Genomic DNA, 14,382 nt, shown 5'->3' with positions numbered 1-14,382 from the left:
TATGGCTTGTTTAGGGGGAGTTTTATGTTAAATTCAATTAAAGAGATACTATCTCTTTATATTAAGTATAACTTTATCTTGTTCTTAATCGTGTTATTATTGTTTTTAGCAGGAACAGCAACAGGGGTTGTCACAGTAAATCATATTCCGCAAGAACAAACTTCTGAACTCGAGGCTTATCTGGACAACTTTTATCAATTTGTGTCAAATCAAAATTCTTTAGAATATTATCATGTATTTTTATCAAGTCTAAGCTATAACATGACATTATTAGGTATACTATGGTTGCTTGGAATTACCATGGTAGGTATACCCATCATAATGATTTTGGTTTTCTTAAGAGGTATTGCCTTTGGTTTTACTATTGGTTTCTTAATTGAAAAAACCTCTTTCATGGGTGCTTTATTGGCATTAGTTTCGATTTTGCCACATAATGTCCTATTTGTGCCTTGTTTTTTCATTATTTCTGTTGCTGGGATTTCATTTTCTATTTTGTTAATTAGAAATCAACTTGGGAAAAAGTCTATTTCTATTATTCCTGAATTAATAAATTATACTTTATTATTTGTCATTATAGGAGTAGGTTTTGTAGCCGGTTCACTGATTGAAGCTTATATAAGTCCAACATTTATGAGAATATTACTACAGTATGTTCAATTTTAGTTGGCAAAGTTGTACAGATGTGTTATTCTTTTACTAAGGGATAAATATAGTGAATAATTTAACATTAATATATAAAGGAGGAATAATGACATGTTAATAGGTGTGCCAAAGGAGATCAAACCAAATGAAAACAGGGTGGCTTTAACCCCTGCTGGGGCCCAGTCTCTTATTCAAGAAGGTCATGAAGTTATGATTGAAACTGAAGCAGGAACTGGTAGTGGTTTTTATGATGAGGCTTACAAGGAAGCAGGAGCCGAAATTGTTTCAAGTGCTAATGATATTTACGATAGAGCAGAAATGGTTATGAAGGTAAAAGAACCTTTACCTCCAGAGTACGATCTAATGAAAGAAGACCAAATTATGTTCACATTCTTGCACTTGGCTGCAGAACCTGAATTAACTAAAAAACTAGTTGAGAGAAATGTAGTTGGTATTGCTTATGAAACCATCGAAGCTCATGATGGCTCCCTACCTCTATTAACTCCTATGAGTGAAGTAGCAGGCAGAATGTCAACTCAAATGGGTTCAAGATTTTTAGAAAAGACTAATGGTGGTAAAGGCGTATTAATGGGTGGTGTACCAGGAACCAAACCTGCAAAAGTCACCGTTATTGGTGGAGGTATAGTTGGTACTAATGCTGCTAAAATAGCTCTTGGCATGGGAGCTGAAGTAACAATTCTTGATATCGATCCTGCAAGACTTCGTTATCTAGACGACCTCTATTATAACCGCCTTGGAACATTAATGAGTAATAGCCTAAACATAGAAGAATGTGTTAAAGAAAGTGACTTGGTAATAGGTGCTGTTCTAGTTCCAGGAGCAAAGGCTCCTAAGTTAGTTACAGAAGACATGATTAAGAAAATGCCTGAAGGCTCTGTAGTTGTTGATGTTGCCATCGATCAGGGTGGATCCATCGAGACTATTGATAGAGTTACAACCCATGATGATCCAGTTTACGAAAAACATGGAGTACTTCACTATGCAGTAGCTAATATGCCAGGTGCAGTTCCCAGAACTTCAACCATTGCATTGACCAACGTAACCCTACCTTATGCTATTAAAATTGCAAATAAAGGTTGGAAAAAGGCTGTTGAAGAAGACGAAATGTTGGTACCAGGAGTTAATACTGCCAATGGTAAGTTAACTTATAAACCTGTAGCTAACTCTTTAGATTTAGAATATACCCCACTTGATGAAATTCTGTAAATACAATTTGAACTTACACTTAACCGGGGAAAAAATTCCCCGGTTTTTTAATTTATTGTAATATAATCTTTATTATAAATACATATGTTAATATAGGAAGTCTCAAAGGTTATTTGAAAGAAATAAATTTTTTTTGATATCTTATAGGAGGTGGATGTTGTCTAGATTAAAGAAATCAATTGTTTTAGTTGTGATTTTACCTTTATTATTTTTTTTCATCTTTTCATCTCCACTGTTATCGACAGAATATTTTCGCTGGTTGTATATACAAAAAATTCTAGAACCTGTTATAAGCTACCAAAATGTTTGGGAATCCATTTTGTCAGGATTATTTAATTTCTATGAACATGGTTTTTAATAAAATTTGTCGAAGGATTTTATCATCATTTGTTGAATTTTGGATTATTAGGGATATTTTCAAGCTTGGCTGTGTTAAATTTGAATGTTGATAGTTGAATTCTCAATTTCACATCAAAATTTCGGGCTGGTACATCTAAAACTTCCCAACAGTAGAATTAAAGCTTCCTGATCAACTGCTTATCCCTGAGCATGATCAGCAAATAACATCCTGTTATTTGACTTTAATTCTAATGTTGGATCGTTAAGATGTAATATCAACCCTACACAAAATTAGTTCAATCGAAGAGTTCAACTATCAACAACGGAGTATAACAGAGCCTAAAGACTAAATAGTAATATTTAATGATTTTAAGAAGGAGTTATTGCCTATGGAAAAAACCGTTCACGAATTTATCTATTATTTAAATGTTGAACGAGGTTTGTCAGAGAACACGCTAAACTCGTATTTGCGCGATCTAAAAAACTTTTTAGAGTTCCTTAACCAACAAGGTGTAACAAAGTGGCAGGAAGTCAAACGTACTCATATTATGAAATATTTAATATTTATGAAAGAAAAGGGTAAAGCTTCGGCCACCGTAACTAGAAACATAGCCTCTGTCCGGTCTTTCTTTCAGTTTTTACTTCAGGAAGGCATGATTTCAGAGAATCCATCAACTGATTTAGAAACTCCCAAACAAGAAAAAAAATTGCCTGAAATTTTATCACCACAGGAAGTGGACAAACTTTTAAACCAACCGGATACTACCGATTTCAAAGGTAAAAGAGATAAGGCAATGCTTGAGGTTTTGTATGCAACAGGCATGAGAGTTAGTGAATTAATATCATTGAATGTTGAGCATGTTGATAGTAACAATGGGTACATACTATGTAAAGGGAAAGGCGATAAGGAAAGAATTGTTCCTCTAGGTAAAATGGCAATAAAAAGTGTTTCTGATTACATATCAAAAAGCCGACCCCAGTTAAGAAAGAACTTATCTGAACCAGCGTTATTTTTAAATCATCATGGGAAAAGATTATCTCGACAAGGCTTTTGGAAAATATTAAAAAAATATGCTGAAAAAATTGGGATTAAACAAAAAATCACACCTCATACACTTAGACATTCATTTGCCACACATTTACTTGAAAATGGAGCTGATTTAAGAGCAGTTCAAGAAATGTTGGGACATTCAGATATTTCTACTACACAGATATATACTCACTTAACAAAACAACGCCTAAAGGACGTTTATTCAAAATCTCATCCCAGGGCTTAAAGCCTGGAGAAGGAGGTATTTACTAGTGCAAGTAAACAGAGTTATTGTCCTTGTTCTTGACAGTCTGGGAATTGGCGCTTTACCAGATGCATCTAAATATGGCGATGAAGGTAGTAATACCTTAAAACATATCGCCGATAACGTATCGGGATTTTATTTACCAAATTTACATAATCTAGGTCTCGGGAATATTGTTAATTTTAAAGGATTGGAGGCCTTGGAGGATCCTTTGGGATATTATGGTAAAATGATGGAACAATCTCCTGGTAAAGATACAACTACAGGACATTGGGAACTAGCCGGAAACGTATTAGATCGTCCTTTCCCCGTATATCCTGAAGGTTTTCCATCAGAGTTAATAGAACAATTTGAAAATCAAATTGGGAAAAAAACTTTAGGAAATTATCCTGCTTCGGGTACTGCTATTATTAAAGAACTAGGCAAAGAGCATGAAGACACCGGGTATCCTATAGTTTATACATCTGCTGACAGTGTTTTTCAAATAGCTGCTCATGAAGAAATCATACCTCCTCAAAAATTGTATGATATCTGTGAAATTGCTCGTGAATTACTAACTGGAGAACACGGGGTAGGCAGAGTCATTGCTAGACCTTTTGTTGGAAAATTTCCGGATTATACCAGAACGGAAAATCGTAGAGATTTCTCCCTAGCACCACCAGAAGGTAATATGCTTGACTTAATTAAAGAACAAGGTTATGACGTAGTTGGGATTGGCAAAGTAAAGGATATATATGCTAATAAAGGGCTTACTGAAACTTATCCAACTAAAAGTAATGCTGATGGTATCGATAAAACAACTGAATTGCTTAATGAAAATAATCAAGGTCTAATTATGACAAATCTAGTGGATTTTGATATGCTCTATGGACACAGAAATGACCCAGAAGGTTATTACAAAGCTTTATTTGAATTTGATAATAGTTTACCTAATATCTTAGCGAGTTTAAATGATGATGATATCTTAATCATCACGGCTGATCACGGTTGTGACCCATTACATCCTGGTACAGATCATACCAGAGAATATGTACCAATTTTAATTTATAATCACAAACTGGAAAATCCAACTTCCATAGGAACAAGATCAAGTTTTGCTGATATGGGCCAAACAATTACTGACTTACTTAACGTTGGTGCAACTGCCCATGGTAGCAGCTTTAAAGATCAGCTAAATTTTAGATAAAGATTTCTATATTTCTATATAAAGGAGGTTTTTAATATGGATTTTCATAAAATAACAGAAGCTAAGGAGTATATATTGAATCAGTGTGATGAAGTTCCATCAATTGGTTTGATTTTAGGGTCAGGTTTGGGAAGTTTAGCTGACGAAATTGAAAATGTTAACTATATACCATACCAAGATATCCCTCATTTTCCCGAATCTACAGTTAAAGGGCATAAGGGGAGGTTAGCAATAGGTAAACTTGAGAGCAAAACGGTCATGGCTATGCAGGGTAGATTTCATTACTATGAAGGATATGATTTGAAAGAAGTGACATTTCCAGTTCGTGTAATGCAAAATATGGGAATAGACAAACTGATAGTAACAAACGCAGCAGGTGGAATTGATTTGAATTTTTCAGTGGGAGGTTTGATGTTAATTACCGATCATATTAACTTTTTTGGCGCAAATCCCTTGAGAGGAAAAAATGATGATCGGCTAGGAACCCGCTTCCCAGATATGACCTATGCCTATGACCCTGAATTACGAGAAGTAGCTAAACAAGCCGCCAATGAACTGGACATAGGACTTTATGAAGGCGTATATTTAGGAGTACCTGGTCCCTCTTATGAAACTCCTGCTGAGATCAAAATGGCTCGAACCATAGGAGCAAGTGCAGTGGGTATGTCTACAGTGCCAGAAGTGATAGCCGCCAATCACGGTAATATGAATGTATTAGGGATTTCATGTATAACGAATATGGCTGCAGGAATTCAAGATAAACGTTTAACTCATAAAGAAGTTGAAGAAGTTACAACTAGAGTTCGGGGCGAATTTCAGAGTTTAGTAAGAAAAGTGTTAGCATCAATGTAAATTTACTATAACAACTGCTATTAAAGGAAATATTCAAACTACTTGAGATGGCGTTATTACAGGGAGGCCTTAGAATGCGAGCTTATGAAGTCATTGTAAAAAAACGTGAAGGTGGAGAATTATCTTCTAGTGAAATCGACTTTTTAGTACAAGGATATACTAGGGGTGAAATACCTGACTATCAGATGTCATCCTTTTTAATGGCAGCTTTTTTACAGGGATTGAATAGCCAAGAAACTGCCCAATTAACTAAATCTATGGTACACTCAGGTGAAGTTTTAGATCTTAGCAGGATTTCCGGTATCAAGGTTGACAAACACAGTACTGGTGGAGTAGGGGATAAAACTACACTTGCACTTGCTCCTCTGGTAGCATCAGCAGATCTCAACGTGGCAAAGATGTCTGGTAGAGGTCTAGGTCATTCTGGTGGAACCATTGACAAATTAGAAGCATTTTTGGGTTTTACCCCTGAACTGTCAATGGAAAACTTTATTGAACAGGTACAAAAGCATAACCTAGCTATTGTGGGGCAAACAAAACAGCTGGCTCCAGCTGATGGCAAAATTTATTCGTTAAGAGATGTAACTGCTACTGTAGATTCAATTCCGTTAATAGCAAGCTCAATAATGAGTAAAAAACTTGCAGCTGGTACCAATATGATTGTATTGGATGTAAAAGTAGGCAAAGGGGCTTTTATGGAGAATCTTGAAGATGCAACTGCCCTCGGACATGAGATGGTTAATATCGGCAAAAATTTAGGAAGAAAAACGGTGGCAGTGATTAGTGATATGAACCAGCCTTTGGGAAGAAAGGTTGGAAATTCCTTAGAAGTACAAGAAGCCATCGCTACATTGAAGGGCAATGGACCAGAAGATTTTAAAGAATTATGTCTCAATTTAGGAGCCATCTTATTGAATATGGCCGAAAAAGTTACCACAGTTACAGAAGGCAAAAAGTTATTATCAAATAAAATAAACAGTGGAGAGGCTTTAGCTAAGCTCGAGCAATTAGTAAAGGCTCAGAATGGAGATACATCAGGTATACATAATACAGAAAATCTGCCTCAAGCCAAGCACTATAAAATATTAACAGCAGATAAATCTGGATTTATTACAAATTTAGATGCTAAAAAAGTAGGACTAGCCAGTGTAAATTTAGGAGCTGGCAGGGCAACCAAAGAAGATAAAATTGACTTATCCGTTGGGATAGAATTAAATAAAAAACTAGGTGATGAAGTTAGTACAGGTGATGAATTAGCAAAAATATGGTATAACGATGAAGATAAATTATTACAAGCCGCACCTATTCTAGAAGATGCTTTTGATATTTCAGAAAGTGCTTCAGGAAAGTCACTTATTTATGGCATGATAACTGAAAATACAAATCCAGGTGAATTAGATAGCATTTAAATTGATACCATACAACAAAATCATCAGAATTTTCATGTTATAACTTGTAATAAAAGGTCTCAATTACCAGAGACCTTTTATTTTTTTTGCGCATTTTTTTTCGGTATTTTTTCCACACTATAGATAACAAATATTAGAGAATTAGTAACAAGTTAAATTCACAAACCGATCAACCATTTACGACATTTCAAGGGGGTAACTAAGTTGGTCAGGAAAATTAGTTTAGTTTTAGTTTTATTTTTAGCAATAAGTTTAGTTTTTCAAGGATCAACTGCAAAAACAAGTCCGGAAGACGAATTAGAGGCACCTGTCTATCTTTTAGGTGAACCGAAATCGGGTGAGATTCTCTTAGAACAAGATAAACAGGAACAAGTATATCCAGCTAGTATAACTAAAATAATGACATTGCTGCTGACTATGGAAGCTTTAGAAAATGAGCAAATAGCTTTGGAAGAAGAAGTTATTGTTCCTAGAGAAGCCGAAGACATTCCCGGTACCACAATATTTTTGCAACAAGGTGAAAAAATAACGGTAGATGATCTAATAACAGCCATAGCAGTTGGTTCGGCAAACGATGCTTCAATTGCAATAGCTAAGCATATCTCTGGTACTGTAGATAATTTCGTAGATGAAATGAATGATAAAGCTAGAGAACTAGGAATGAAAAACACTAATTTTGAAAATCCCCATGGCCTCCATCATGACGAACATGTAACCACAGCCGAGGATATATTTATTATGGCGTCTGAACTGGGAAAATATGAAGAAATTCACGATTGGCTTGAAATTTGGCTAATTGAAGATTTCTTACAGGGCAAAAAAGTGGTTGAAGATGATGAAGAGGGAATTTTTTTGAGTAATACCAACAGATTAGTTAATCAATACCCTGGCTGTGATGGATTTAAGACCGGATTTACTGAAGAATCCAAACACTCCATTACTGCGACAGCAAAACAAAACGGTGAACGTTATATAGCAATTATCATGAGTCATGAGGATTCAGATGGAAGATTTGAAGAAGCTATGAACCTGCTGGATTATGGTTTTGCTAATTATCAAACAAATACAATCCTTGAAAAAGGGGATTTGGTTGCCAGAGTAAAAATTAACAAAGGTGATCAAGAGTATCTTCCATTATTAGTTAAGGAAGAACTCGTTGCGGTGACTGAGGAATCAGATGAAATTGAAATAGAAGAAGAACATCAAATTCCTGATGATCTTTCCCCTCCCATAGTTGAAGGTGATAAAGTTGGTGAATATCAAATTTCATATGGGAATAAGGAATCCCAAGTGGCTTTAATTGCAGGTGAAGATGTTAAGGAAGCAGGGATAACAGACCACTTTTCTAGATTAATTAAAAATTGGATGAGTTTTTGGACTGGCGAAAAATGAGGAAAAATTGCACTTTGTGCAATTTTTCCTCTTATGGAAGGAGTTTTCTTTACAGGAGTAGAACAAAACTTTACCTGAAAACGTTGTAATTTAATTACTATACCTTTGGGAGGGGAATATATGGAAATGGAATTAAAAAAACGGGGAAACAAGTTAATTGTAAAGATGAGCGGTGAATTAGACCATCATTCATCTGAATACTTTAGGGATGTAATTGATAATGAACTCAATAAGGGAATTTTTGATGAGCTAATTTTGGACATGTCTCAATTACAATTTATGGATAGTTCCGGAGTAGGAGTGATTCTAGGACGCTATAAAAAAGTTTCATCACTTAATGGACAAGTCATTGTCAGTGGCATGAATTCTCAGGTGACCAAAATCGCTAAATTTTCTGGTTTATTAAAGTTAGTTAAATGTTATGACTCATTATCTGAGGTTGATGAAAAATTATAAGGAGAGAGGGGAGAGAATATGACTACAACTAATAACTATATGGAATTAAAAGTATCCAGTAATTCTCAAAATGAATCCTTTTGTCGGGTTGTTGTGGCTGCTTTTGTTTCCAGGATAGACCCGACCATTGAGGAGATTAATGATGTTAAAACTGCAGTTAGTGAGGCAGTAACAAACAGTACTATTCATGGATATCCCGATGAAATTGGTGAAATAAAGATTATTGCAAAAATTGAAGACGATGAATTATTTTTAGAAATTCAAGATTATGGAGTAGGCATTAGCAACTTGAATAAAGTCAAAGAACCTTTATATACCACTAGGCCAGAATTAGAACGTTCGGGAATGGGCTTCACTATAATGGAAAATTTTATGGATTCTGTGGAGATCACTTCTAATTTGAATCAGGGAACAACTGTGAGAATGAAGAAAAAATTTAGTTCTTCAATTAAGGAGTAATTGTTATGAGGGCAAATACTCATAAATATCATAAAGCAACTGATAATACTATTGAATTAATCAAGAAATGGCAACAAAAAGGAGATAGAGAAGCGAGAAAGATAATTATAGAGGAAAACATTAATTTGGTAAAATCAGTTGTGAAAAGATTTGTAGGTTCTGGCATCGAAGAAGAAGATTTAACTCAACTTGGTTTAATGGGATTGATTAAGGCTATTGATAAATTTGATTATCGTAAAGAAGTGAGATTTTCGACCTATGCAGTTCCTTTGATTATTGGTGAAATTAAAACTTTTTTGCGTGATGACCATCCAATAAAAGTAAGTAGAAATCTTAAAGAATTATTTAATCGCTCTAAAGAAGTCAAAAGATGGTTAACTCTTAAATTGCGTAGAGAGCCAACTATTAGTGAAGTAGCAGACGAGTTAGAAGTATCAAAAGAAGAACTGGCAACTGCTGAAGAAGCTAATCAAGAATTGATTTCTTTAGATAAACCAGTATCTGATGAGCATAATCACGAAAGCGAGAAAGCTCTGATTGATACTATTCCCGATAACTCTTTTGATGCTAAAATTCATAATGAATTAACAATTCAAGAATTACTGAAAAAACTGGATCAAAAAAAGAGAAGATTAATTGTTTTGAGATATTTTTTGGAAAAAAGTCAACAAGAGACTGGAGTAATACTAGGGATGTCACAAGTTCAGGTTTCGAGAATGGAACGCCGTATTCTCAATAACTTACAGCGTGATTTAATTGATAATTAATTATTATAGTATAACTAGAACTTTATGTGAAAAACTATGAATAAAGATGGCAAAGGAGGTAACAATTTGGATACCGTAAAAGTAGTAGAATTAGTTGGCGAATCAACGGAAAGTTGGGAACAAGCTATTGAAAATGCTGTTCATGAAGCTTCTAAAACCATTGACAATATCGCTGGTGTGGAAGTTTACAATATGACAGCAGATGTAGATAATGGTAGATTGGTAGAATATAAAGCTAATGTAAAAGTAGCTTTTGGTATAAAAAAATAATTTAACTTATCTGAAATGTAAGCGCACCCAAATATTTAGTTGGGTGCTTTTTTATGTATAGTTCATGGATACCATGAAAGAATATATTGTAGAGGTGATGATTATGGATAAACGCATTCAACAAAATTATAGTCAGTTAGCAAAAGAAAAACATCCCAAACCTCCATTATTGAAGAATGTTTTAAATGCTTTTGTAGTTGGTGGATTAATTTGTGTTCTAGGTCAGGCAATATATAATCTTTATATGTATATCGGTTATAGTCAAGAAGATGCGGTAGACCCAGCTGTGGCAACAATTATATTTTTAGCAGCTTTAGCAACTGGATTAGGAGTTTTTGATAAAATAGCCAAATTTGCGGGTGCAGGTACTGCTGTACCAGTAACTGGTTTTGCTAATTCAATAACATCGTCTGCTTTAGAATTTAAAAGAGAAGGATATGTTCTAGGAGTCGCTTCGAAAATGTTTATATTGGCCGGTTCTGTCATCGTCTATGGAGTGGTGACAGCTTTTATTATTGGTCTGATTTCAGCAATAATTTAATATTGAAAGGAGCAGTAAGATGAGTTCACATGCCGCCAGGAAAAAAATTGGTCAACAGACTAGTTATCTACAATATAGTCCGACGATTAAAGGTACGGGAACAGTAGTTGGACCAAAGGAAGGGAATGGTCCTTTAGCTATAAATTTTCATGAGATAACTCAAGATGAGCTACTTGGAATGTCAAGTTGGGAACAAGCAGAAAGTGAATTTTTGTATAGAGCTTGCCAGCATGCTTTGGGAAATGCGAAACTCGACTTAAATCAAATAGATTATCTTTTCTCTGGTGACTTATTAAATCAGACAGTATCATCTAATTTAGTAGCAAAAAAATTACAAATACCATATTTTGGGTTATTTGGTGCTTGTTCTACTATGGCCGAGGGTTTACTACTATCCTCAATCATGGTTGATGGAGGAATGGCTTCAAATGTTTTAACAGCCACATCTAGCCATAATAAAGGTTTAGAGAGACAGTTTAGATTTCCGACTGAATATGGAGGTCAGCGACCACCTTATGCTCAATGGACAGTTTCAGGTGGCGGAGCTGCCATAATTTCTCATCAAGGTAATGGACCTTATGTTTCCTATGTTACACCAGGTAAAGTAATGGATTGGGGAGTTTCAGATGCCTATGACCTAGGATCAGCCATGGCTCCAGCTGCTTATGATACTTTAAAACAACATTTATCTGATACTGGACAGAACGTAACTGACTACGACATGATCGTGACTGGAGATTTGGGAATACAGGGTACTACTATGTTTAAAGAACTTTGTGAAAATGATGGAATAAATGTTCAAGATAACCATTATGATTGTGGTGTTATGATTTTTGATAGTAATCAAGATGTACACGCTGGGGCTAGCGGATGTGCTTGTTCAGCAGTAGTTACTTACAGCTATATCTACAATTTATTTCAGAACAATAAAATAAATCGGGCTCTTGTTATGGCTACTGGTGCTTTACATAACCCTCAAATTGTTCAACAAAATATAACTATTCCCACAATTTGTCATGCAGTTGCTTTAGAACAACAAAAGATTGGTGATTCAAATGGGTAGTTATTTAACAGCTTTTTTTGTGGGAGGTTTATTCTGTATAGTTGGTCAGTTATTGTTAGATCTAACTAGAATGACTCCAGCTCATGTTTTAGTAACCTTTGTCGTAGGTGGTGGAATTGCTTCAGGATTAAATCTTTATGAACCTTTAATTGAATTTGCTGGTGCTGGAGCCTTTATTCCGATAGCTAGTTTTGGAAATTCTTTAGTACAGGGTGCAATTGCCGAAGCTGCTAGATTTGGTGTTATCGGAGTGCTAACAGGAATGTTTGAATTAACTAGTACTGGCATCACAGCAGCAATTATATTTGGTTTTTTTATGGCCCTGATTTTTGATCCCAAAGGATAAGCACTTAGGCTAAGGCAATGCAGAGGCGATGTTATTACAGGAGGAATAGTGATGAATATAGGAATTCCAAGAGCTTTACTGTACTATGATTATTTTCCATTTTGGAAGACTTTTTTTGAGAGCTTAGGTCACAAAGTACATATATCTAAAAAAACGAATAAAGAGATTTTAAATAAAGGCGTTAAAACTGCAGTTGACGATGTATGTTTGCCTGTAAAGGTTTATTTTGGTCACGTTTTAGACCTGGTAGGTAATGTTGATCGAGTTTTTATGCCGCGAGTAGTAAGTGTGGACAAAAACACTTTTTATTGTCCCAAACTCTTTGCATTATCAGATATTTTAATTTCCTCAAACACAATCTCACCAGAGTCAATTATCGATATAGAGATCAATTTTAAAAAAGGGAACTGGCATTTTGCAAAACAGTTAATGTATCTAAGTGATTTGTTGCAAAGTCCAAAATATCAGCTATGGTCTGCATTCCAAAAAGCAAAAAAAAATCAATCCATTTACACAAACAAGTTAAAAGAGGGCCAATTACCTTCTGAGTTGTTGTCACAAAGTATTGACAAAAATAGGAGGGAGATATTAGAGCGAGCTCCCGAGATGAGGATAGGAGTTTTTGGCCATACATATAATGTCAATGATGATTTTATTAATATGGGTCTAATAAATTATCTATCTGACTGTAATATTAAAGCTATTACATGTGAAATGTATACTAGAGAAGAACTGAAAAATGGTCTGTCATTACTTTACAAACCAACTTTTTGGACTTTTGGTGAAGAAATATTGGGGGCTGTCTTAAGACAGGTTGAAACTAGAGAAGTAGATGGAATTATTATCCCGGTTGCCTTTGGTTGTGGTCCAGATTCACTTATTATCGAGATATGTGAACGAGAATGCGCAAAACATAACATTCCCTTATTGATACTCACTTTAGATGAACACACGGGAAAATCAGGAGTTATTACACGTTTAGAAGCTTTTATCGATATGCTGAGAAGGAGGAAACAAGCTATATGAAAATAACTTTTCCCCATATGGGCAGCTTATTTTTACCTATGATGTCATTATTTAAGAGTTTAGGCTTTGAAGTTATACCTCCACCACCCATTACTCAAAAAACAATAGAATTAGGTTCAAAGTATTCTCCAGAATTTGCTTGTTTCCCTTTGAAAATTAATGTAGGAAACTTTATTGAAGCTTTTGAGCAAGGTGCCGATACTATTGCCATGTTAGGTGGTGTAGGTCCTTGTAGATTCGGATATTACGCAGTAGTTGAAAAGCAAATTCTAGAAAGCCTGAACTACAATTTTGATATAATAGTGGTAGACCCACCTGCTGCCGGAAATTTTAACAAAACAATTAAAGATTTAGGCAAACTACGTAATAATAATGACTGGAAAACTATTATACATGCTTTACGAACAACCTTCCATAAAATAAAAATTTTAGATGATCTTAATAAATTGTTAAACTATGTTAGACCGAGAACCAATATGCATAAAGATGTGGATTACCTTGAAAATCAATTTAAAGAAAAAATTGTAGATTTTCAAAATGTATCAGCGTTAAATGAGGGGTATCAAACAACTAGAACAGAATTATTAAAGCTAGTTAATAAGGACAATAATCCAGTAAAAGTTGCTTTAGTAGGGGAAATTTTTATGATCATTGAAAATACAGCCAATATGGAAATTGAAAAGGTTTTAGGGCAATATGGTGTAGAAGTAGAAAGAGGAATTTATCTCAGCGATTGGATTAGAGATAATATTATATTAGGTCCTTTTGGTTTAAACAGGAGTAATTCAGTTATTAAGGAGGCTAGACCATATATAAAAAGATTTGTTGGTGGCCATGGTCAGGAATCCATTGGTGAAGCTGTTTTAAAAGCTAAAGAAGGTTGCAGTGGAATAGTTCACTTATTTCCGTTTACATGTACACCTGAAATCATAGCTCAAGGAATTATGAATAAGGTTTCCCATGACTATGATATTCCTGTGTTAACAGTAATTTTAGATGAACATAAAGGTTTTGCAGGATTAAATACAAGATTGGAAGCATTTTGCGATTTACTGATAAACCAAAACAACACAAATCAAAAATCAAAAGTCGAGCAACCCCTTTAGAGCTAC

At 34.8% G+C, this 14,382-nt stretch carries 16 protein-coding genes; all 16 read left to right on the top strand.

The features are described 5' to 3' along the window. Positions 1-24 precede the first annotated feature (24 nt). The 16 genes from spoIIM (at position 25) to NTHER_RS08360 (ending at position 14,376) form a co-directional block, all read left to right on the top strand. A complete protein-coding gene (spoIIM, locus tag NTHER_RS08440; protein WP_012448113.1) occupies positions 25-663 on the top strand; it encodes a stage II sporulation protein M in 639 nt (212 codons plus the stop codon). Positions 664-753: 90 nt separating this feature from the next. Continuing rightward, positions 754-1,869 (top strand): alanine dehydrogenase, encoded by a 1,116-nt coding sequence (gene ald, locus NTHER_RS08435; protein ID WP_012448112.1) that lies wholly within the window; start codon positions 754-756, stop codon positions 1,867-1,869. Between the two features lie 728 nt (positions 1,870-2,597). Further along, the gene (xerD, locus tag NTHER_RS08425; RefSeq protein ID WP_012448110.1) at positions 2,598-3,485 is read left to right on the top strand and encodes a site-specific tyrosine recombinase XerD; all 888 of its coding nucleotides are present in this window, start codon (positions 2,598-2,600) and stop codon (positions 3,483-3,485) included. 25 nt (positions 3,486-3,510) lie between these two features. Continuing rightward, positions 3,511-4,689 carry a phosphopentomutase gene (locus NTHER_RS08420; RefSeq protein WP_012448109.1) on the top strand — a complete coding sequence of 393 codons (1,179 nt, stop codon included), beginning with the start codon at positions 3,511-3,513 and terminating at the stop codon, positions 4,687-4,689. A 36-nt stretch (positions 4,690-4,725) separates the two neighbouring features. Then, the gene (locus NTHER_RS08415) at positions 4,726-5,541 is read left to right on the top strand and encodes a purine-nucleoside phosphorylase (RefSeq protein WP_012448108.1); all 816 of its coding nucleotides are present in this window, start codon (positions 4,726-4,728) and stop codon (positions 5,539-5,541) included. 74 nt (positions 5,542-5,615) lie between these two features. Further along, positions 5,616-6,950: a pyrimidine-nucleoside phosphorylase gene (locus NTHER_RS08410; protein ID WP_012448107.1), complete on the top strand. Its 1,335-nt coding sequence runs from the start codon at positions 5,616-5,618 to the stop codon at positions 6,948-6,950. A gap of 204 nt (positions 6,951-7,154) precedes the next feature. Then, complete coding sequence (locus NTHER_RS08405) at positions 7,155-8,342, top strand: D-alanyl-D-alanine carboxypeptidase family protein (protein WP_012448106.1); 1,188 nt, start codon at positions 7,155-7,157, stop codon at positions 8,340-8,342. A gap of 120 nt (positions 8,343-8,462) precedes the next feature. After that, positions 8,463-8,798, top strand: a complete 336-nt coding sequence (spoIIAA, locus tag NTHER_RS08400; RefSeq protein ID WP_012448105.1) for an anti-sigma F factor antagonist — start codon at positions 8,463-8,465, stop codon at positions 8,796-8,798. Positions 8,799-8,816: 18 nt separating this feature from the next. Next, positions 8,817-9,257, top strand: a complete 441-nt coding sequence (gene spoIIAB / locus NTHER_RS08395) for an anti-sigma F factor (RefSeq protein WP_012448104.1) — start codon at positions 8,817-8,819, stop codon at positions 9,255-9,257. Positions 9,258-9,262: 5 nt separating this feature from the next. After that, positions 9,263-10,024 (top strand): sigma-70 family RNA polymerase sigma factor, encoded by a 762-nt coding sequence (locus NTHER_RS08390; protein ID WP_012448103.1) that lies wholly within the window; start codon positions 9,263-9,265, stop codon positions 10,022-10,024. 66 nt (positions 10,025-10,090) lie between these two features. Then, a complete protein-coding gene (locus NTHER_RS08385) occupies positions 10,091-10,294 on the top strand; it encodes a dodecin family protein (protein ID WP_012448102.1) in 204 nt (67 codons plus the stop codon). A gap of 97 nt (positions 10,295-10,391) precedes the next feature. Further along, positions 10,392-10,835, top strand: a complete 444-nt coding sequence (gene spoVAC / locus NTHER_RS08380; RefSeq protein WP_041367623.1) for a stage V sporulation protein AC — start codon at positions 10,392-10,394, stop codon at positions 10,833-10,835. A gap of 19 nt (positions 10,836-10,854) precedes the next feature. Then, on the top strand, positions 10,855-11,898 hold the full coding sequence (gene spoVAD, locus NTHER_RS08375; RefSeq protein WP_012448100.1) for a stage V sporulation protein AD: 1,044 nt from the start codon (positions 10,855-10,857) through the stop codon (positions 11,896-11,898). After that, a complete protein-coding gene (gene spoVAE / locus NTHER_RS08370) occupies positions 11,891-12,244 on the top strand; it encodes a stage V sporulation protein AE (protein WP_012448099.1) in 354 nt (117 codons plus the stop codon). The genes spoVAD and spoVAE overlap by 8 nt, the downstream gene beginning before the upstream one ends. A gap of 51 nt (positions 12,245-12,295) precedes the next feature. After that, entirely contained in the window at positions 12,296-13,270 is a 975-nt protein-coding gene (locus NTHER_RS08365) for an acyl-CoA dehydratase activase-related protein (protein WP_012448098.1), read from the top strand. Then, the gene (locus NTHER_RS08360; protein WP_012448097.1) at positions 13,267-14,376 is read left to right on the top strand and encodes an acyl-CoA dehydratase activase-related protein; all 1,110 of its coding nucleotides are present in this window, start codon (positions 13,267-13,269) and stop codon (positions 14,374-14,376) included. Before NTHER_RS08365 ends, NTHER_RS08360 begins: the two co-directional genes overlap by 4 nt. The last annotated feature ends 6 nt before the right edge of the window (positions 14,377-14,382 follow it).

Source organism: Natranaerobius thermophilus JW/NM-WN-LF (assembly GCF_000020005.1).
GTDB classification, from domain to species: Bacteria; Bacillota; Natranaerobiia; order Natranaerobiales; family Natranaerobiaceae; genus Natranaerobius; species Natranaerobius thermophilus.
This window is presented reverse-complemented; position numbering and strand designations above follow the sequence as displayed.